The organism is Stenotrophomonas sp. LM091 (assembly GCF_001806305.1).
GTDB classification, from domain to species: Bacteria; Pseudomonadota; Gammaproteobacteria; order Xanthomonadales; family Xanthomonadaceae; genus Stenotrophomonas; species Stenotrophomonas bentonitica_A.
In genome coordinates this window covers 1107478-1126814 of record NZ_CP017483.1, presented here as the reverse complement: position 1 = coordinate 1126814, position 19337 = coordinate 1107478, and the positions used below count along the sequence as shown (strand labels likewise).

Sequence of the window (19337 nt, the reverse complement as noted above, 5' to 3'; positions counted from 1 at the left end):
TGTGAAGACGGTTCTGGGATAATGGATGTCTTGCCTTCATTCCCCCGGAACCGGTCATGACCCAGAAGACGCTTCTCAACGATACCCACCGCGCACTCGGCGCCAAGATGGTCGATTTCGGTGGCTGGGACATGCCCATTCATTACGGTTCGCAGCTGGACGAGCACCATCTGGTGCGCAGCGACGCCGGCATGTTCGACGTCAGCCACATGACCGTGGTCGACCTGCGCGGTGACCAGGTCAAGCCGTTCCTGCGCACGCTGCTGGCCAACTCGGTGGACAAGCTCAAGGCCACCGGCAAGGCACTGTACTCGTGCATGCTCAATGCCCGCGGCGGCGTGATCGACGACCTGATCGTCTACTACATGGCCGACGATTTCTTCCGCATGGTGGTCAACGCCTCCACCCGCGAAAAGGACCTGGCCTGGATCCGCCAGCAGGCCGCGGCCTTCAACGTGGAGGTGATCGAGCGCGAAGACCTGGCCATCATCGCGGTGCAGGGGCCGACCGCGCGCGAGCGCGTGATCAGCCTGCTCGGCGAGGGCGACCGCGCCGCGCTGGAGAAGTTGGGCCGTTTCGCCGCGCTGGAAACCACCACCGCCGATGGCACCGCGCTGTTCGTGGCCCGCACCGGGTACACCGGTGAGGACGGTTTCGAGATCCTGTTGCCGCAGAGCGCCGTGGTCGCCTTCTGGAATGCCCTGAGCGCCGCCGGCGTGCGTCCGGCTGGCCTGGGTGCGCGCGACACGCTGCGCCTGGAAGCCGGCATGAACCTCTACGGCCAGGACATGGACGAAGAGATCACCCCGTACGAAGCCGGCCTGGCCTGGACCGTGGCGCTGGACGAAGGTCGCCACTTCATCGGTCGCGACGTGCTCGAAGCGCAGAAGGCGGCCGGCAACGCCCGCCAGCTGATCGGCCTGGTGATGGACGAGAAGGGCGTACTGCGCCACGGCCAGGTGGTACTCACCGCCGGCGGCGAGGGCGAGATCCTGTCCGGCACCTTCTCGCCGACCCTGGGCAAGGGCATCGCGTTCGCCCGCGTGCCGGGCGGCGAACTGGGCGAGGTCCGCGTGGATATCCGCGGCAAGCAGGTTCCGGTGCGCGTGGTGAAGTTCCCGTTCGTGCGCGAAGGCCAGCCCCAGCCCGGTGTGCTGATCGACGGCTGATGCCGTGCTTTACCCGGCGCGGATGCCTCCGCATCCGCGCCGGTTGGTTACACTACCCCCGTTTCTTGACCCCCCTGATATTCCTCGGAGCAGTCCCATGAGCGAGATCCCCGGCGACCTCAAATTCCTCAAGTCCCACGAGTGGGCGCGCGTTGAAGGCAATGGCCGCGTCACCGTCGGTATTTCCGACCACGCCCAGGGCCTGCTCGGCGACCTGGTCTACGTTGAACTGCCGGAGGTTGGCCAGGAGGTCAAGGCCGGCGAGCAGGCTGCCGTGGTCGAGTCGGTCAAGGCCGCCTCGGACGTGTACAGCCCGATCACCGGCACGGTGGTCGAGGTCAATTCGGCCCTGAGCGACAAGCCGGAAACCATCAACGAAGACGCCTACGGCGACGGCTGGATCTATGTCGTCGAAGTGGCCGGCCTGGAAGAAGTCAACGACCTGTTGGGTCCGGACGACTACGCCGAGCTGCTGGAAAACGACGATCACTGATCGTCGCCGCCGCTGAAGAACGGCCGCCTGGTGCGGCCGTTTTTTTTTGCCCGTTCGCCGGGCGCACGCGAACGGCGTTAGCAGTACGTGAGGATTGCAGTGCGCGCGCGGCGGCACGCGATCGCGACCACGGGCTCATGACGATCGGTTCGGTGCCGATGCAGCCGGTGATCGGGTCCGCGCCGCGCACCCGATCGCGCACCGATGTGGCATCGATATGGACGCGCACGGACGCTCGAAGTCGATCATCGCGGACGGACGCGCCGGTGCCAGGGCGGTCAAAAGTTTGCGCAGTTGCGCGAATCGGGTCGAAAAAAGTGCGCGCAGATGTGAAAAGTTTTCCGGTCCGTTTAAGGGGCGCACGGGGAGGCTGGCGAGGTGCGTGGTCGAGCAGGCTGCACGCGCGGGCACGCAATGGCATGCACCGCGATGTTGCGATGTCGCGACACGAAAGTGCTTCTTTTAAGTGTTTTTCTTTTCAGTGTTGTCAGCGTGTGCGGGCGCAGGGCGTTCGCGCCGGCGGCGGCATCGTGCGTTTGGCAGGTCGCACGCGGGCGCAGCGAGGGGGGCGAGGCAAGGCGCCGGTGTGAAAATTTTTCGCCGGGGTTGTTGACAGTCAAAAAAAGCGTGATTAGGTTTCGCCTCAGCAGACCTTGCCTGCGAACAGAGTGAGCAGAATCGACATCAAGTCGCGAAGCACAACCTGGACATCCACCTCGCGTCCCATGACGGTGGAGATGGCTTCGCTTCCTCCGGCGAACCGCAAGTTCCTTTCCTCTTCGATACCTGCCTGGCCAGATGCGGCGGGTGTCACCGTATCCGTCACGACGCGCATGACGCGACGGCGGTCCCCGCAACGCAGCAACGGCGGGTTTGCTTTACCTGGGCGTTTCCACTCCATAGATCACTGACGAGGAGCCATCCCATGGCAACCAAGAAAGCTGCGAAGAAAAAGCCGGCCGCCAAAAAGGCAGCCAAGAAGGTCGCTAAGAAGGCCACTGCCAAGAAGGCCGTCAAGAAGGTAGCCAAGAAAGCTGCTGCCAAGAAGACGGTGAAGAAGGCGGCCAAGAAGGCGACCGCCCGCAAGGCAGCCGTGAAGAAGACGGCGAAGAAGGCCGTGAAGAAGACGGCAAAGAAGGCTGCGACCAAGAAGACCGCGAAGAAGGCAGTGAAGAAGACGGCGAAGAAGGCCGCCAAGAAGACTGCAAAGAAGGCAGCCACCAAGAAGACCGCGAAAAAGGCGGTAAAGAAGACGGCCAAGAAGGCGACCCGCAAGGTAGCCAAGAAAGCCGCTCCGAAGAAGGCTGCCAAGAAGACTGCCAAGAAGGCCACCCGCAAGGTAGCCAAGAAGGCCACCGCCAAGAAGGCGACTGCCCGCAAGGCTCCGGCCAAGAAGGCATCGGCGAAGAAGGCGGTGAAGAAGGTTGCAAAGCGCAAGCCGGCCGTTCGCAAGAAGAAGGCCGCACCGGTCGCTCTGCCGGCAACCCCGGCACCGCTGATCTGAGTTTTTCCCGATAGCCGTACCTGAGACTCCTTCCCTGGCAGCCCAGCGGGGAAGGAGTTTTTTTATGGGCAAGGCAAACGGAAACAATGAAAAAGGCGGCCATCCGGCCGCCTTTCTCGATGCCACTGTGCGCGCGGATCAGCGCGGGGAGGCGACGGCGCGGTTCGACGAGACGCCCTTGCGCTTGCCCTGCGGGGCGGCGTCTTCGGCCATGAGGTTGTCGCTGCCGAAATCGGTGTCCACGTCCAGCCAACGCTGGGTCGGCAGGCCCATCGCCTGGTCGAGCACGGTCGGCAGCAGGCCGCTGGGCAGGCTGCTCTCGCCGTTCCACATGATGGCGATGCCGAGGTCACGTTCGGGCACGAGGGCGACCAGGCCGCGATAGCCCTGGACGGCACCGGCATGGAAGATCACCTCGTGGCCGGCGTAATCGAAGGTGCGCCAGCCGAGGGCGTAGCCGGCCGAGTTGAGGCGCTCGCGGCGCCAGCCCGAGCGCATTTCGCCGGGGGTGCTGATCAGGCTGGCGTGCAGCGTGGCCAGCAAGGGGGCCGGCAGCACGTCAGGGCGGTGGCCGGTGTGGGCCAGCAACCACTGCGCCATGTCGCTGGCACTGGCGTTGACGCCGGCGGCCGGAGCAAGGCGGTAATACGTCGGCTTGGGCGTGAGCGCGACCCAGCCGTTGCGGCTGCGCACGTGCGGGCGGGCCCAGCGCGAGCTGGCCTGGATGCCGGCCAGGCCGAGGCTGGCATCGTCCATGCCGAGCGGCTTGAACAGGCGGCGCTCGACGGACTGTTCGTAGAAGCTGCCGGAGGCGGCGTAGACGACATCGCCGATCAGGCTGAAGGCCACGTTCTGGTACGCATAGCAGTCGCCGGGCAGGCACTTGAGCGAGGTGGCGGCCAGCTTGTGGGTGAGGGTGTAGTACTCGGCGTTGGCTTCAACGTCGCGGTCGTAGGCGTTGTACGGCAGGCCAACGCGATGGCTGAGCAGATCGGCCACGGTCAGGCGCTCGGTCGCCTCGGGCGTGCTGAGCTGGAAGCCGGGCACGTAGTCGGTGACCTTGCTGTCCCAGCGCAGCGTGCCGTCGTTGACCAGCAGCCCGGCCATCGTGCCGGCGAAGGCCTTGGACAGCGAGGCCAGGCGGAACACGGTGTGGGCATCGACCTGCTGCGGGTTGTTGACGTCGGTGACGCCGTAGCCGCGCGCGCTCAGCACGCGGCCGCCCTGGACGATGGCCACGGCCATCCCGGGCACGCGCTCGCCGTAGGTGAGCTGCTGCGCCATCGATTCGATCGAAGCGACGTTGAAGCCCGGCGCGGGCGGCTGCACCTTCAGGCCGGCCGGGGTCGTGCGGTACGCTGCAGGCTGGGTGTGCGGTGCCGCGGTCGGCGCCGACTCCTCGATGTTGACCGGCAATGCGGCGGGCGAGGCGACAGGGGTCTGCGCGGTGGAAGACATGGCGATGGGCATCAACATGCCCAACAACCCGGTTGCCGCCGAACGGATCGGTCGGCGCCTGTTGTTCTGGTTCATCGTATGGGTGCCCGTGCGCGACTGCTGTGACCGATTCTAGCGCCGCTTTTCGTGATTGCACAAACGAATCGAAGATGAATGCGTATCGCATTGAAAACGTGCGGGTTTTGCCGATCCCGGTGCCGATCGGTCGCGGGCACGGGAGGGCGGCCAGCGCACCCCTGTTCAGCCTGCCGCGGCGGTCCGGATCCAGTGGGCGGCCCGCTCGGCGATCATCATCGTCGGCGCGTTGGTATTGCCGCTGATCAGGGTGGGCATCACCGAAGCGTCCACTACCCGCAGTCGCCGGGTGCCGTGCACGCGCAGGGTCGGGTCGACCACGGCCTGGGCATGCTGCCCCATCGCGCAGGTGCCGACCGGGTGATAGACGGTCTCGGCCTTGGCCCGGATGAACGCCTCGAGCGCGGTGTCATCGAGATTGCTGTGCGACGGAAACACGGGCGTGCCGCGCCAACGGTCGAAGGCGGGCTGGGCCAGGATCGTGCGCGCCAGGCGCGCGCATTCGAGCATCATCTTCAGGTCATGGCCACCCGTATCGCCCAGGTAGTTGGCATGGATGCGGGGCGCTGAGCGTGCGTCGGCGTCGCGCAGCCGCAAGCGGCCGCGGCTGCGGGGGTGCAGCGGGCATGCATGCAGGGTGTAGCCGTCGCCGGGAAGGCGGTGGCGGCCGTGGTTGTCGAGCATTGCCGGGACGAAATGGAACTGCACGTCGGCGCGGGCATCGGTGGCCAGCGATGAGCGCACGAAACCACCGGCCTCGGCCAGGTTGCTGGTGCCGGCGCCGCGATGGCCACGCAGGAAGTAGTCGATGGCGATGCGCAGTTCGCTGCTGCGGTCGTAGCTGACGCCTGGTCCGGTGTGCACGACGGTGCAGATGTCCAGGTGGTCCTGCAGGTTGCGGCCGACCCCGGGCAGGTCCACCCGCGGCGTGATGCCGTGGCAGCGCAACGTGTCCGCCTCGCCGATGCCGGACAGCATCAGCAGGTGCGGGGAATGGATGGCGCCGGCGCTGAGGATCACCTCGGTCCCTGCGCGTGCATGCAGGTGCTGCCCGCCACGCCGATAGTGCACGCCGGTGGCGGTGGTGCCGTCGAAGCTCAGCGCGACGGCGTGGGCACCGGTCAGCACCGTCAGATTGCGCCGGTGGCGCGCCGGGCGCAGGTAGGCGTCCGCGCTCGAGCAGCGCGCGCCTTCGCGCTGGGTGACCTGGTACAGCCCCACACCGAGCTGCTGGTGGCCATTGAAGTCGGGGTTATGGGCGTGGCCGGCCTGCTGCGCGGCCGCGATGAAGGCAGCCGAGAGAGGGTTGTGGTGGCGCAGGTCGGACACCGACAGCGGACCGGCATCGCCGTGCAGCGCGCTGGCACCGCGGCTGTTGCGCTCGCCCTGCACGAACCAGGGCAGCACCTGCTCCCAGCCCCAGCCGGTGGCACCGGCGGCCTCCCAGCCATCGTAGTCGGCTGGTACGCCACGCACGTAGCACATCGCATTGATCGAGCTGGAGCCGCCCAGCACCTTGCCGCGTGGCCACCACAGGCGACGGCCGCCGAGCGCGGGCTCGGGCTCGGTGTCCAGGTTCCAGTTGATGCGGCGGTTGTTGACCAGCCGCGCCAACCCGGCCGGCATGTGGATGAACGGGTTGGTGTCGCGCGGGCCGGCTTCCAGCAGCAGCACCCGGCAGGCAGGGTCTACGCTGAGCCGGTTGGCCAGCACGCAGCCGGCCGAGCCGGCACCAATGACGATGTAGTCGTACATGCCGCTCCTGGACGGGGTGCCCGCCGAGCATAAGGCAGGTTGCCCCGCGCAGGGGCTGCAGCATCGGCCACGCAGCGTTGCGCAGGTGGCCGCGCCCAACGCTGGCGATGTTGCGGTGCATCGTTTACCTTGCGCGCTTCCCTGCCCGGAGTTTCCACGATGCCGCCGTTGTCACGCCGCCCAAACCGGGAGTGGGTGCGATGAGTGCTGCCGCGACAGCACCGGTGCAATCGGGCCTGCGCGGGGCGCTGCGGCAGTCGCCGCCCCTGATCTGGGCGTGCCTGTACTTCTTCTGCCTGCTGAGCGGCTACTACGTACTGCGCCCGGTGCGCGAGGCAATGGCTGCCTCGGCCGACGCCAAGGCGGTGTTCCCGCCCGTGCTGATCGACTGGTTCAGCGCGCATGGCATTGCGGTGCAGGACTTCGTGCTGCAGTTTCTGTTCACCGGGGTGTTCTTCATCATGCTGGTGTTGCAGCCGCTGTACGGCGCGCTGGTCAGCCGCTATGCGCGGCGGGTATTCCTGCCCGCGGTGTATGTCTTCTTCATCATTTCCCTGCTGGGTTTCTACCTGCTGTTCGACAGTGGCGTGCCTGGGCGCGGCATGGCGTTCTTCTTCTGGGCCGCCGTGTTCAACCTCTTTGCGGTGGCGGTGTTCTGGAGCTTCATGGCGGACGTGTTCTCCAACGCACAGGCACGCGAGGTATACGGCTACATCGGCGCGGCAGGCACGCTCGGTGCGTTCCTGGGGCCGATCATCACGGCGGCGCTGGTGGAGCGGGTGGGTATTGCCAACCTGATGCTGGTCTCGGCCGGCTTTCTGAGTGCCTGCCTGGTCTGCATCTGGCGGCTGCGGTTGTGGGCGGTGGCACGGGAGCAGGAGCAGAAGTTGGTGTCGGGTGAAACCCCGATGGGCGGCAGCGTGCTCGACGGTCTGAAGCTGATCGTGCGTGAGCCGCTGTTGCGCTGGCTGGCTGTGCTGGTGCTGTTCGGCGTGGGCGTGGGCACGATGCTCTACAACGAGCAGGCCTCGATCGTGCGCCGCCTGTATCCCGACGCCGCGTCCAGCACGGCCTTCTTCTCGCGGGTGGACCTGGCGGTGAACACGCTGACCCTGATCGTGCAGCTCGGCTTCACCCGCTGGTTGCTGTCGCGGTACGGCATCGCCCCGGCGCTGCTGATCCCGGGTGTCGCCATCATCATCGGGTTTTCGATACTGGCCGCCTCGCCGCTGCCGCTGATGGTGGCGATGGTGCAGGTGATGACCCGCGCCAGCGAATTCTCGCTGGCCAAGCCCGCGCGCGAGACCATCTACACCCGTGTGGACCGCCAGTGGCGCTACAAGGCCGGCGCGGCGATCGACACCGTGGTCTACCGTGGCGGCGACCTGACGTTCGCCTGGGTGCACAAGGGGCTGTCCCTGTTCGGTTCGCACATTGTCTTCGTCGGTGGGCTGGTGGTGGCCGGGGCGATGACGATTGCCGCGCTGGGCCTGCTGCGCGAAGAAAAGAAGCTGCCCGGCGAGCGACCGGAGTAAGCTCTCCGGAGTCTTCCAGGAACCTTGACCCATGTATTGGATCGCGCTGTCATTGACCTTGCTGGTCGCCCTGCTGCACGTGTACTTCCTGGTCCTGGAAATGTTCCTGTGGACCCGGCCGCTGGGCCTGAAGACCTTCCGCAACACGCCGGAGAAGGCCGAGACCACGCGCGTGCTGGCGGCCAACCAGGGCCTGTACAACGGCTTCCTCGCTGCCGGCCTGTTGTGGGGGCTGTTCGATCACCTGCCGATGCTGGTGAACTTCATGCTCGGCTGCGTGATCGTGGCCGGCTGCTACGGCGCCTACAGCGTCAACAAGCGGATCTTCTTCATCCAGGCCGTGCCGGCGATCCTGGCCGTGGCGGCATGGTGGATGGTGCCGGCCTGACAGGCGCCAGCCACGCACGGCGTGGCGCTACCCTGCGACAGACGGATCGAACGTAGCGCCACCCCGTGGGTGGCTGCGCCAATGCTCATCGCCTGACCGGCGACACCCACATCGCGATCCGCGCCTGGAACACCACCGTGCCGGCGTCATCGCGCACCTGCACCTTCACCGGCAGCGCGTAACCCGCCTCGGCCGCCACGATCGGCTGCTCCGGCGTGGCGATGGCATGCTGCGTGCCGGTCGCCTTGGCCAGGTACTGCACCTCCATGCCCTTCGGGATCCAGCGCATGCCCTTGGGCAGCGAAGCGTCCACCATCAGGCCCGCAGTGAGTTCGGCCAGGTTGCACAGCGCGATCGCATGCACCGTGCCGAGGTGGTTGGCGACCTTGCGCCGGTGCGCGATGCGCCCTTCGCAGCGGCCCGGCTCGAGCGCGGTGATGCGCGGGGCGATGCTGGCGAAGTAGGGCGCCTTGAAGCACACCGCGCGCGAGAACAGCCAGCCGCCGGCAGGCCAGCGCTGCATGCGGCGGTAAAGCGTGAGCAGGGGAGCGGACATCGGGAGTCTCCTAAAAAAACGGCGGACCGAAGTCCGCCGTTGTCGTTTACCTGGTGGCCGGGATCACGCGGCCTGGGATTGCGCGTCCGTCTGCTGGCGCTTGTAGTAGCCCGCCGAGCGCAGTTCTTCCGGATCGAAGTCGTCCACCGTGATGGTTTCCAGGGTGAGCGTGCGCAGCTCTTCGAGCAGGGTGCGCTCATCCTGGGTGATCACGCCTTCGGCCACGGCCTCGTCCAGCTGGGTAGCGAAGTCCAGCGCTTCGATGCCCTTGGTCTTGAGCGCCTTGATGAACTTGCGCTCGACCGGCTCGGCCATGATCGCCTTGGACAGGTAGCTGTTGATGCGGCCACCCGGGTTGTTCTCGCACGGCGTCAGGAACACACCACTGGCCAGGCGGTCACGGGCTTCGTTGGGCGCCATCAGCAGCGCGGCCACGCGGTGGCCCAGGCGGTCGCCCGGGGCCTCGGCACGGCGGCCGAACGGGAAGATCAGCGCCCACATCAGCCAACCGATCGGACGGATCGGGAAGTTGCGCAGCGCCGCCGACAGCGATTCTTCGATCTTGTGCACGCTGTCATGGAAGGCCCAGGCCAGCAGCGGCTGGTCGGCCGCCGGCGCGCCCTCGTCGTGGTAACGCTTGAGCATGGCGCTGGTCATGTAGATGTGGCTCAGCACATCGCCCAGGCGGCCGGACAGCGACTCCTTGAACTTCAGCTTGCCGCCGAGGGTCATCATCGAAATGTCGGCCATCAGCGCCAGGTTGGCCGAGTAGCGGTCCAGCTTGCGGAAGTAACGGCGGGTGTAGGCATCGCCCGGGGCGGCACCGAAGCGGGCGCCGGTGAGCCCGAACCAGAACGAACGCACGGCGTTGGAGATGCCGTAGCGGATGTGGCCGAACAGGCTGCGGTCGAATTCCTGCAGGCCGGCACGGGTGTCCGGATCCTGCGCGGCCTTCATTTCCTTCAGCACCCAGGGGTGGCACAGGATCGCACCCTGGCCGAAGATCAGCAGGCTGCGGGTCATGATGTTGGCGCCTTCGACCGTGATCGCGATCGGCGCGGCCTGCCAGCTGCGGCCGGCGAAGTTGCGCGGCCCCAGGATGATGCCCTTGCCGCCGATCACGTCCATCACATCGGAGATCACTTCACGGCTCATGGTCGTGCAGTGGTACTTGGCGATCGCCGACGGCACCGACGGCACGTCGCCGCGGTCCACCGCAGCGGCCGTGGCCTGGCACAGCGCGCTGATCGCATAGGCCTTGCCGCCAATGCGGGCCAGCGCCTCTTCCACGCCCTCGAAGCGGCCGACCGACAGGCCGAACTGCTTGCGGATGCGGGCATAGGCACCGGTCACCACCGCACCGGCCTTGGCACCACCGCTGGCGGTGGAGGGCAGGGTGATCGAGCGGCCCACGGCCAGGCACTCGTTGAGCATGTTCCAGCCCTTGCCGGCCTTCTCGGCGCCACCGATCAGCTGGGTCAGCGGGATGAAGACATCCTTGCCGCGGATCGGGCCGTTCTGGAAGGTCGAGTTGAGCGGGAAATGGCGACGGCCGATTTCCACACCGGCCGTGTCACGCGGCAGCAGCGCCAGGGTGATGCCGATGTCCCGGGTGCTGCCGATCAGGCCATCCGGGTCGTACATGCGGAAGGCCAGGCCGATCAGCGTGGCCACCGGGGCCAGGGTGATGTAGCGCTTGTCAAAGGTGAGCTTGACGCCGAGCACCTGCTCGCCGTTCCACTCGCCCTTGCAGACGATGCCGTAATCGGGAATCGAGGTCGCATCCGAACCGGCGAACGGACCGGTCAGGCCGAAGCACGGCACTTCACGGCCATCGGCCAGGCGCGGCAGGTACTGGTCCTTCTGCTCCTGGGTACCGTAATGGTTGAGCAGTTCGCCCGGGCCCAGCGAGTTCGGCACGCCGACGGTGGAGCTGACCACGCTCGACACCGAGGCCAGCTTCTGGATCACCTTGTGGTGGGCCAGCGCGCTGAAGCCCAGGCCGCCGTATTCCTTCGGAATGATCATGCCGAAGAACTTGTTCTTCTTGATGAAGCTCCACAGTTCCGGCGGCAAGTCGGCGTAAACGTGGGTGATTTCCCAGTCGTTGACCATCCTGCACAGCTCTTCGACCGGGCCATCCAGGAAGGCCTGTTCCTCGGCGGTGAGCTGCGGCTTGGGGTAGTTCAGCAGGATGTTCCAGTCCGGGTCACCGGTGAACAGCTCGCCTTCGAAACCGACCGAGCCGGTTTCCAGCGCGATGCGCTCGGTCTGCGACAGCGGCGGCAGCACCTTGCGGAACACCTTCATCATCGGTGCGGTCAGCAGCGGCTTGCGGATGAAGGGCAGCAGCAGCGGGACGGCGATCACCGCGACGATGGCCGCAGCCACGATCGTGGCGGTCTGGTTGACGTACGGGATGAACCAGCAGGCGGCCAGCAGCACCACACTGATGATCGTCCAGGTGATCAGGCGCATCCGGTGGTAGGCGACGAACGCACCTGCCAACAGGACGACGAGGAAGGGAACGACAATGCTCATGAGCGTGCTCCGGTGACGTGCTCGGTAATGGCGGACGATGCGACGGCGGAGGCCGAGGGCAACACGTCCAGATAGTCCAACACAGTAGCGGTAAAGGCGTTGTTGTCATCACCGGCGACCATATGCGTGGCCTCCGGCAGCTGCACGTGGCGTGCATGTGGCACCAACGCCAGGAACTCGGCCACCGTCTGCGGGGTGACCAGGGTGCTGCGGCCACCGCTGACCAGCAGCAGGGGGCATTTCACCTGGCGCGCCGCATCGGCAAGCGCGTCCTGGTGTTGTTCGCTGTCACGCGCCAGCTCGGCGACCAGGCGCGGATCCCAGTGCCAGCGCCAACGGCCGTGGCCGTCCTCGCGCAGCAATGCGCGCAGCGAATCTTCGGACTTGCGCGGACGGTGTGGCACGTAGGCGGAAATCACATCGGCCGCCTGCGACAGCGAGGCGAAGCCGTCCGGGTGCGCGGTCATGAACATCAGGATCTTTTCGACCCCGGCGGTATCCCAGCGCGGGGTGATATCAACCAGGACCATCGCCGAGAACAGGCCGGGCCAGCGTGACTCGGCGAGCAGGCCGAACAGGCCGCCCATCGACGCGGCGATCAGGATCGGCGGCTGCGGCTGTTCGCCGGCCAGCACGATCAGATCATCGGCGAACTGTTCGCCGTGGTAGGCAAGGTCGGCCGGGTTCCAGTCCGAATCGCCGTGGCCGCGTGCGTCGTAGGCCAGGGTCTGGTAACCGGCCTCGACCAGGGCGCTCGCGGTGGCATTCCAGGCGTGCCGGGTCTGGCCGAAGCCGTGGGCGAACATCACGGTGCCGCGACGTCCCGGGGGTGAGCGGGTCGCGGCGAGCACGGTGTCATGTGCGCCGGTCAGTCGCTCATCGTCAAAACGCGGCAGGGTAGAAGAAGAAGGAGTGACCATACTCGCTAGTATGGACCTGCCCTGTGCGATGTCAATACTTAGGAGTATGGTGTGTGTATCCCTTGTGCCAGCAGGCGTGAAGCGGCGTTTCACCGATTCACATACTGCAACCAACCCCGGCGTATGGTTAAATCCACCTATGAATGAACCCGAAGCTTCCGCCGGCGAGCCACGTGCCGGCCGCAACAGCCGCCTCAGTGCCGAAGACTGGGCCCAGGCCGCACTGGATCTGATTGCCGAACAAGGCGTGGGCGCGGTCGCGGTGGAGCCGCTGGCGCGGCGTCTGGGTGTCACCAAGGGCAGCTTCTACTGGCACTTCCCCTCGCGCGACGCGTTGCTGCAGGCGGCGCTGGAGCGTTGGGAACTGTTCGAGCAGGAGCAGGTCTTCGGTAGCCTGGCCGATGTCACCGATCCGCGCGTACGCCTGCGCCAGCTGTTCCAGGTGGTCGCGCATGAAGTGCAGCCGCACATCATCTACAGCGAACTGCTCAAGGCGCTCGATCACCCGATGGTGCGCCCGGTCATCGACCGTGTTTCGCACCGGCGCCTGGAGTATCTGGTCGCCTCGTTCCGCCAGGCCGGCCTGAGCCGTACCGATGCGCAGCACCGTGCGCGGTTGGCCTACGCGGCCTATGTGGGTTTCCTGCAGCTGTCGCTGCAGCTGCAGCAGCCCAAGCAGGCCCGCGAGGATTTCGAAGCCTATGTGGAGCACGTGATCGAGACGTTGATTCCGCTCGGTTGACCGGCCCGTGACAGGCATGCAGAAGGCCGCGGAAACGCGGCCTTTTCTGTGCGCGCCGTTTGCCGGACGCGGGCACCGCCACAAAAAAACAACGGCCCCTTTCGGGGCCGTTGGATCAGACGTTGTTGATCAGTGGATCGATCAGAACTTCTGCGAGTACTTCATGTACAGGAAGCGACCGATGTCGTAGCCGCCGTAGTACGAGAAGTTCGAGCTCGGCTGCGAGGTCATCATCGGGCCGACCTTGTTGAACACGTTGTTGGCACCCACGGCGACGGTGGCGTTCCACGGGGTGGCATAGGACACCTGCACGTCGTGGAAGGTCACTGCACCCAGCTCGGTCTTCGGCGAGATCACGCCCAAGGTGTCCGGTGCGCTGTAGTTGGGCAGCGTGCAACGGGTGGCGAAGCGGCAGTTTTCCTTGGTACCGGAGTAGTAACGCAGGTTCCAGTTGACCGACAGGTCGTTCATGCTCCAGCCCAGGCCCAGGTTCGAGCGCACGCGGAAGAATGCACCGAAGCCATTGTTCTGTGCCGGCACGGCGTCGGCATCGTCCGTGGACTTCTCTTCGTACTTGCCCACGTACGTGGTGGCCGACTTGGCCGAGAAGCGGCCGAAATCGGTATCACGGCTGTAGCTGATGTCGAAGTCGAAGCCTTCGGTTTCGGTGTAACCGGCGTTGCGGTTGCCGTAGTTCAGGGTGCCCACGATGTTGCCGTTGTTCGGGTCACGGCTGAACATCGAGCAGCGCGATTCGATCAGGCGGACATAGCAGTCTTCCATGATCAGGTTCGGGCTGTCGCTGACGATCGTGTTGTCGATGCGGATGCTCCACCAATCCACACCCACGCTCAGGCCGGTGACGTAGCTCGGGCTGTACACGAAGCCGACCGTCTTGGACTCGGAGGTTTCCGGGGTCAGGTTCGGGTTCGAGCCGGAGTTGAACGGCACCGGGCTCTGTGCGGCACGGCCGGTCGTCGGGACAAAGCCCTGCGACAGCTGGCGGTAGCCCTGGCCGACATCCTGGACGCAGCGTGCGCTGCCGCGGACGTCGCCGTAGACGCTGTCGCACGGATCGACGAAGTTGGTCGGGAAGGTCTGCGAGGTGCCGCCGTACAGGTCACCGATGGTCGGGGCGCGGAAGCCCTCGGCATAGGTGGCACGGACCAGCAGGTCGTCGATCGGACGCCACTTCAGGCCGAACTTGTTGTTGGTGGTGTCACCGAAGCTGGTGAAGTCCGAGTAACGGGTGGCCACGTCCAGGGTCAGTTCCTTGGCGAACGCCAGATCCGCCAGGATCGGGATGTTCAATTCCAGGTAGAACTCATCCAGGGCATAGGAACCCTTGGTCGGACCGGACGCCAGGTTGGTCGAGTCACCCGACTGGGCGATCGCATCCGGGTTGAAGGCGCCGCTTTCCTTGCGGTATTCGTAACCGATCGCGAAGCCCAGATCGCCGGCCGGCAGCGGCACGATGGTGCCGGACAGGTTGGCGAAGTAGTTGTGGGTGCTGGTCTTGCCCGTGGCGTGCTCTTCGCGGAACAGGTAGTTCTGCACGTTCGGATCGCCCAGCGAGTACTGTTCGCTGCCTGCGCCGTAACCGGCATACGGGTTCCACGGCACGCAGCCGGCGATCTCGTTGCCCGGGGTACCGCAGACGACCTGGCCGGCGGCGTTCAGGAACGACGGGCCCACAGCCGCGGCGACGGCCGGGATGTAGAAGTTGCCGTTGTTGATCAGCAGGCTGTCGTTTTCGTTGTACAGCGCACCGACATCCCAGTTGAAGAAGCGGTCACCGATTTCGAAGGAGCCTTCCAGTGCCGCGGCGAAACGCCAGGTGGTCAGGGTCGAATCGGTGGTACGCGGAACTTCCCAGCCACGGCGACGGAAGTCGACGTCGTTGGTCTGCAGGAACAGCGGGTCGCCATTGGCATCGACGTAGCTCGCAACGTCGGCCTGGTAGAAGTCACGATTGCCGTTCGGGTTGAAGTAGCTGCCGTTGCTGACCAGGGTGCGGCTGCCATCCGGGTTGGTCTGGTAGACCGCGCCGGCCATCGGCACGCCGAAGGCGGACGACTGCAGCGGATAACCGGCGATCTGACGCTGCGACTGACGCTTGGTGTAGGACAGGTCCGTGGTGAAGCGGACGTTGTCGGTGATGTCGTAGTTGCCGCTGACGAACAGCGAACGACGCTCCAGCGGGGTCAGCAGGTGCATCTGATCGGACGAACGGCTCTGGTCCGCAGCGGTCTGCGGGTGGAAGTCGTTGGCACCGATGGCATCGCTGCCCTGGTTGGCGACCGACCAGGCGGCGCTGCGACGGACCGGGTTACCCTGGGCGTTGAGCACCAGTGCGCCCGCGGCGTTGCGGTTGAACTGGTTGGCAAAGCGGTTGTAGTTACCGTACTGGCCGACCGGGGTCAGCGAGGAAGCCGGATCCCAATCCGGGTAGGTGTCGGCCGTGAACGGACGATCCTTGGCCCACACGCCTTCTTCCTTGTGGTACTCGGCGCCGACGGTCAGCGAGCCGCGGTCACCGGAGAAGCCCATGACGAAGTCGTAGGTTTCCTTCTCGCCGTCGCCCTGGCTGTACTGGCCCTTGTAGACGTTGGCTTCCAGGCCATCGAAGTTCTTGCGGGTGATGATGTTGATCACGCCGGCCATTGCGTCCGAGCCGTAGATCGACGAGGCGCCGTCCTTCAGCACGTCGATGCGCTCGACCATCGAGGTCGGGATGATCGAGATGTCCTGGTAACCATCCGGGCTGATGCCCAGGCGCTTGCCATTGACCAGCACCAGCGTGCGCTGTGCGCCGAGGTTGCGCAGGTCGATGTACTGACCACCGGCTTCCTGGTTGGAGGTCAGCGGCGAGGAGCGGCTGAAGTTCGGGCTACCGGCGGCGGAGATGTTCTGCAGGATGTCGCCGACCGAGCTGAAGCCCTGGTTCTGGATATCCGCACGCGAGATGGTCAGCACCGGCTGGGCGGTTTCCACGTCAACCTGGCGGATGCGCGAACCGGTGACCGAGATGCGGTCCAGATTGGTGGTGCCAGTGGCTTCCTGAGCGACGGCGCTGCCGGTGCCGGCAGCGCTGGCGATCAGCGCGAGGACGACGGCGTCGCGCAGTTTGTTGCTGTTGCGGTTCATTGGGCTCTCTCTCCAAGTTGACTTGGGTGCAACGTGTTGGGATGGGCTTCAGCGCGGGGACGAAAGGCGTTCCCAATCCGTGAAGCTGACTCGATAGTAACCACGTGCAACTAAAAATTAAAGAGCCGTTAATGTTCCATGTGATTTAGGTGAAATTCGGCAAAGCCTTTGCAGCGCAAGGCTCTAAGCGATATCTACAGCCTAAAACGTCTCATTTGTTAAGATTTTTGTTAAAAAAAATTCACCCTGAATGGGCCGTGCGCGCCCTTGACACCCAGCCCAAACGAAAAAGGGCGCCTCATGGAGGCGCCCTTCGGGTGACGTGTATTGACGGGTCGTCGCAAAGACAGGTCAGAGATCCTGCTCGTACCGCACATAGGGCACGGTGCCCTCGTCAGTGCTCTCGTTGCGGGGGGCGAACGGATTCTTGCCGCGGGTGACCACGTTCTCGGCGCCCACGGTGAGCTGACCGCTCCACGGCGTGCGCCAGGTCAGGCCGACCCCCAGGCCTTCCCACTTGCCCGGCTGGCCGGGAACATCGACCACGCGGCCGATGATGTTGCCGCTGAAGTTGCCATAGCCGGCACCGATGGTGAGGCTTTTGCTGTCCCAGCGGTCGACGATCGCCGGCGAAGCGTCCGCGATGGGCACCAGACGCGCCTTGGCATAGGTGCCACCGATGGAGACGAAGCCTTCGCGGCCGATGTTCTTCTGCCCGAAGACGGTCAGATCGTTCTGTTCGGCGCGCAGCGAGGGCGATTTGTTGGGGCCGGCCAGCCAGGCCGGCAGGGTGTCACGGCCGCTGCCGGCGGTGATGCCCACGCGGCCGCCGGGGCGGTTGAACGCGGCGGTGCCGCTGACCCGACGGCTGAGCGTGTTGTCTTCTTCATCGCCCAAGGTGGCCAGCATGCAATGGCTGGCCAATCCGCTGATGCTGGTGCCGCGGCTGCTGTTGCACAGCAGGCCCAGCGAGTCACCCGAGGACAGGCCGAAGGCCGCGTCCAGCGAACTGCGGCCGAAATGCCAGCGGGCCCCTGCGGCCTGTTCACCGGTCGGTTCCAGGTAGAGCAGCGCTTCGACCTTGCCACTGCCTTTGTTCCAGACCGGCAGCACCGTGCCGTCCTGCTTGCCCTTGGCCTGCGCATGCGCGCCCGGGATCGCGCCTAGGGCGATCATCAGGGCCAGCGGTAGACGCAGAAGGGGATGCATGGGAACTCTCAGACAAGCGCAGTGAACACAAGTTCCCGCCGAAGCGGGACATTGATCCTAGGGCGTTTATGATTTCTTAACAAGTCTTGGTTCTCCCCAGAACAAAACGCTTGCCAAGTTTACTGAAGCCGTTCAGGTGCCGGCGAGGATACATCCATCTCACGGAACAGTATGTCGAATTCCGTCAACGGGAAGTGATACTCCTGCCCACAGAATTCGCAACGCACTTCCACCGCGCCAGTGGGCTCGGCGGCGGCGCGGGCCTCCTCTTCGCCAATGGACTGCAGCATGCCTGCCACCCGCTCACGCGAGCAGGAGCACGCAAAGCGCAGGGCCTTGTCGCCCAGCAGTTCCGGCGTCTCTTCATGGAAGAGGCGGTGCAGCAGATCGTGGCCGGGCACCTCGAGCAGTTCCTGCTTGCCCAGGGTCTCGAACAGTGCGCTGGCCCGCGACCAGCCGTCCTGGTCGCCTTCATCGCCGGGCAGCTTCTGCAGCAGCAGGCCGGCGGCGCGGGTGCCATCGGCGGCCAGCAGCAGACGGGTCGGCAACTGCTCGGACTGGCGGAAATAGTCTTCGAAGGCTTCGTCAAGGCCGGCCGCGGTCAAGCCGACCAAGCTTTGGTAGCGCTGCGGTTCGCGCGGATCCAGGCCGGGGTTTTCGATGGTGATCGCCAGCAGCGCATCCTCACCCAGCGCGGTCAGATCACGCGGGGCATCGCCACCGCCCTCGGCCAGCTGGACGATGCCGCGCAGGGTGCCGGCCGCGGTGCACTCGGCGAACAGGGTGCGCATCGCAGTGTTGCTGCGCAGCTGGATCGACAGGCGGCCATCGACCTTGGTGTGGCCGGTGAACAGCGCCGAGGCCACGCTGGCCTCGCCGAGCAGCTCGGCGGCGCCCGGCGGGTAGACCGCATGCGAGAGGATCTCCCGCCAGGTGTCATCGAGGTGCACATGCACGCCGCGGACGCCGGCATCGGGGAGCAGGAAACGGACAAGGGAGTCGGATTGGGCGGTCATCGGTTCGGTGGCTGCGCGAAAGGAGTGCCGGTTGCCGGATAATGCGCCGACAACCGTGCAAGTAAAGGATGCACCAGTAATGGGGGCAGAGCGCAGCAACCTCAAGGTCGAACCGGATCTGGAACCGTCACCGCGGCGCCGCTGGCGCTGGCGCCGCCTGCTGTGGCTGCCAGTGCTGTTCGTCGGGTTCAGTGTGCTGCAGGTGCTGGTCCTGCGTTTCATCGACCCGCCTGTTTCCAGCGTGATGCTGTGGCGCTACGGCGAGGCGCTGGGGGAGGGTGACTGGAGCTATCGGTTGCATTACCACTGGCGCGATCTGGACCAGATGGCGCCAAGCCTGCCGATTTCGCTGGTGGCTGCCGAGGATCAGCGTTTCCCGGAGCACAATGGTTTCGACCTGCAGGCCATCGAAAAGGCGCGTGACCACAACGCGCGCGGCGGGCGGCTGCGCGGGGCCAGCACGATCAGCCAGCAGGTCGCCAAGAATCTGTTCCTGTGGCAGGGCCGCAGCTGGATCCGCAAGGGGCTGGAGGTCTGGTACACGGTGCTGATCGAAGCGCTGTGGCCGAAGTCGCGGATCCTGGAGATGTACGCCAACATCGCCGAGTTCGGCGATGGCATCTATGGCGCGCAGGCCGCGTCGCAGCAGTATTGGAACAAGGACGCGTCCCGGCTGAGCCCGGCCGAAAGTGCGCGGCTCGCGGCGGTGCTGCCGTCGCCCCGCCGTTACAGCGCGGCCAAGCCCGGCCCGTACGTGCAGCGCCGCGCCGCCTGGATCCAGCGGCAGGCCCGTCAGCTCGGGGGAGGGGCGTACCTCGGCGAGGAGTGA

At 65.7% G+C, this 19337-nt stretch carries 15 protein-coding genes and 1 pseudogene; 6 read left to right on the top strand and 10 right to left on the bottom strand.

The features are described from left to right. The first annotated feature begins 56 nt into the window (after positions 1–56). Together gcvT and gcvH are read left to right on the top strand one after the other, a co-directional pair. On the top strand, positions 57–1169 hold the full coding sequence (gene gcvT / locus BIZ42_RS04985) for a glycine cleavage system aminomethyltransferase GcvT (RefSeq protein WP_070425739.1): 1113 nt from the start codon (positions 57–59) through the stop codon (positions 1167–1169). A 97-nt stretch (positions 1170–1266) separates the two neighbouring features. After that, complete coding sequence (gcvH, locus tag BIZ42_RS04980) at positions 1267–1662, top strand: glycine cleavage system protein GcvH (RefSeq protein ID WP_019185123.1); 396 nt, start codon at positions 1267–1269, stop codon at positions 1660–1662. Positions 1663–2305: 643 nt separating this feature from the next. Here gcvH and BIZ42_RS04975 read toward each other — a convergent pair. The 4 genes and pseudogenes from BIZ42_RS04975 to BIZ42_RS04960 all read right to left on the bottom strand — a co-directional run bounded on the left by BIZ42_RS04975 (position 2306) and on the right by BIZ42_RS04960 (position 6454). Continuing rightward, a complete protein-coding gene (locus BIZ42_RS04975; protein WP_070425738.1) occupies positions 2306–2497 on the bottom strand; it encodes a hypothetical protein in 192 nt (63 codons plus the stop codon). 89 nt (positions 2498–2586) lie between these two features. Then, positions 2587–3042, bottom strand: a pseudogene (locus BIZ42_RS19985) (hypothetical protein); the annotation flags it as partial. Between the two features lie 262 nt (positions 3043–3304). Next, complete coding sequence (locus BIZ42_RS04965; protein WP_019185120.1) at positions 3305–4699, bottom strand: serine hydrolase domain-containing protein; 1395 nt, start codon at positions 4697–4699, stop codon at positions 3305–3307. Between the two features lie 165 nt (positions 4700–4864). Then, positions 4865–6454, bottom strand: coding sequence for a choline dehydrogenase (locus BIZ42_RS04960; RefSeq protein WP_070425736.1), 1590 nt, complete (start codon positions 6452–6454; stop codon positions 4865–4867). 200 nt (positions 6455–6654) lie between these two features. On the opposite strand from BIZ42_RS04960, the gene BIZ42_RS04955 reads away from it, so the two are divergent. Together BIZ42_RS04955 and BIZ42_RS04950 are read left to right on the top strand one after the other, a co-directional pair. Then, positions 6655–7989 carry an MFS transporter gene (locus BIZ42_RS04955; protein WP_070425735.1) on the top strand — a complete coding sequence of 445 codons (1335 nt, stop codon included), beginning with the start codon at positions 6655–6657 and terminating at the stop codon, positions 7987–7989. A gap of 31 nt (positions 7990–8020) precedes the next feature. Further along, positions 8021–8377, top strand: a complete 357-nt coding sequence (locus BIZ42_RS04950) for a DUF1304 domain-containing protein (protein ID WP_019185117.1) — start codon at positions 8021–8023, stop codon at positions 8375–8377. A gap of 85 nt (positions 8378–8462) precedes the next feature. Here BIZ42_RS04950 and BIZ42_RS04945 read toward each other — a convergent pair whose 3' ends face one another. From BIZ42_RS04945 to BIZ42_RS04935, 3 genes are all read right to left on the bottom strand, one after another. Further along, positions 8463–8933, bottom strand: coding sequence for a hotdog fold domain-containing protein (locus BIZ42_RS04945; protein WP_070425734.1), 471 nt, complete (start codon positions 8931–8933; stop codon positions 8463–8465). Positions 8934–8996: 63 nt separating this feature from the next. Continuing rightward, on the bottom strand, positions 8997–11474 hold the full coding sequence (locus BIZ42_RS04940) for an acyl-CoA dehydrogenase (protein WP_019185115.1): 2478 nt from the start codon (positions 11472–11474) through the stop codon (positions 8997–8999). Next, positions 11471–12394, bottom strand: coding sequence for an alpha/beta hydrolase (locus tag BIZ42_RS04935; RefSeq protein WP_070425733.1), 924 nt, complete (start codon positions 12392–12394; stop codon positions 11471–11473). The genes BIZ42_RS04940 and BIZ42_RS04935 overlap by 4 nt, the downstream gene beginning before the upstream one ends. 139 nt (positions 12395–12533) lie before the next feature. On the opposite strand from BIZ42_RS04935, the gene BIZ42_RS04930 reads away from it, so the two are divergent. Continuing rightward, positions 12534–13136 (top strand): TetR/AcrR family transcriptional regulator, encoded by a 603-nt coding sequence (locus BIZ42_RS04930; RefSeq protein ID WP_019185113.1) that lies wholly within the window; start codon positions 12534–12536, stop codon positions 13134–13136. Positions 13137–13277: 141 nt separating this feature from the next. On the opposite strand, the gene BIZ42_RS04925 is transcribed toward BIZ42_RS04930, so the two are convergent. The 3 genes from BIZ42_RS04925 to BIZ42_RS04915 form a co-directional block, all read right to left on the bottom strand. Further along, complete coding sequence (locus BIZ42_RS04925; protein ID WP_070425732.1) at positions 13278–16283, bottom strand: TonB-dependent receptor; 3006 nt, start codon at positions 16281–16283, stop codon at positions 13278–13280. A gap of 351 nt (positions 16284–16634) precedes the next feature. Next, on the bottom strand, positions 16635–17459 hold the full coding sequence (locus BIZ42_RS04920; protein WP_172838071.1) for a hypothetical protein: 825 nt from the start codon (positions 17457–17459) through the stop codon (positions 16635–16637). Between the two features lie 152 nt (positions 17460–17611). After that, on the bottom strand, positions 17612–18508 hold the full coding sequence (locus BIZ42_RS04915) for an Hsp33 family molecular chaperone HslO (protein WP_070425730.1): 897 nt from the start codon (positions 18506–18508) through the stop codon (positions 17612–17614). A 79-nt stretch (positions 18509–18587) separates the two neighbouring features. On the opposite strand from BIZ42_RS04915, the gene mtgA reads away from it, so the two are divergent. Next, entirely contained in the window at positions 18588–19337 is a 750-nt protein-coding gene (gene mtgA / locus BIZ42_RS04910) for a monofunctional biosynthetic peptidoglycan transglycosylase (RefSeq protein WP_019185108.1), read from the top strand.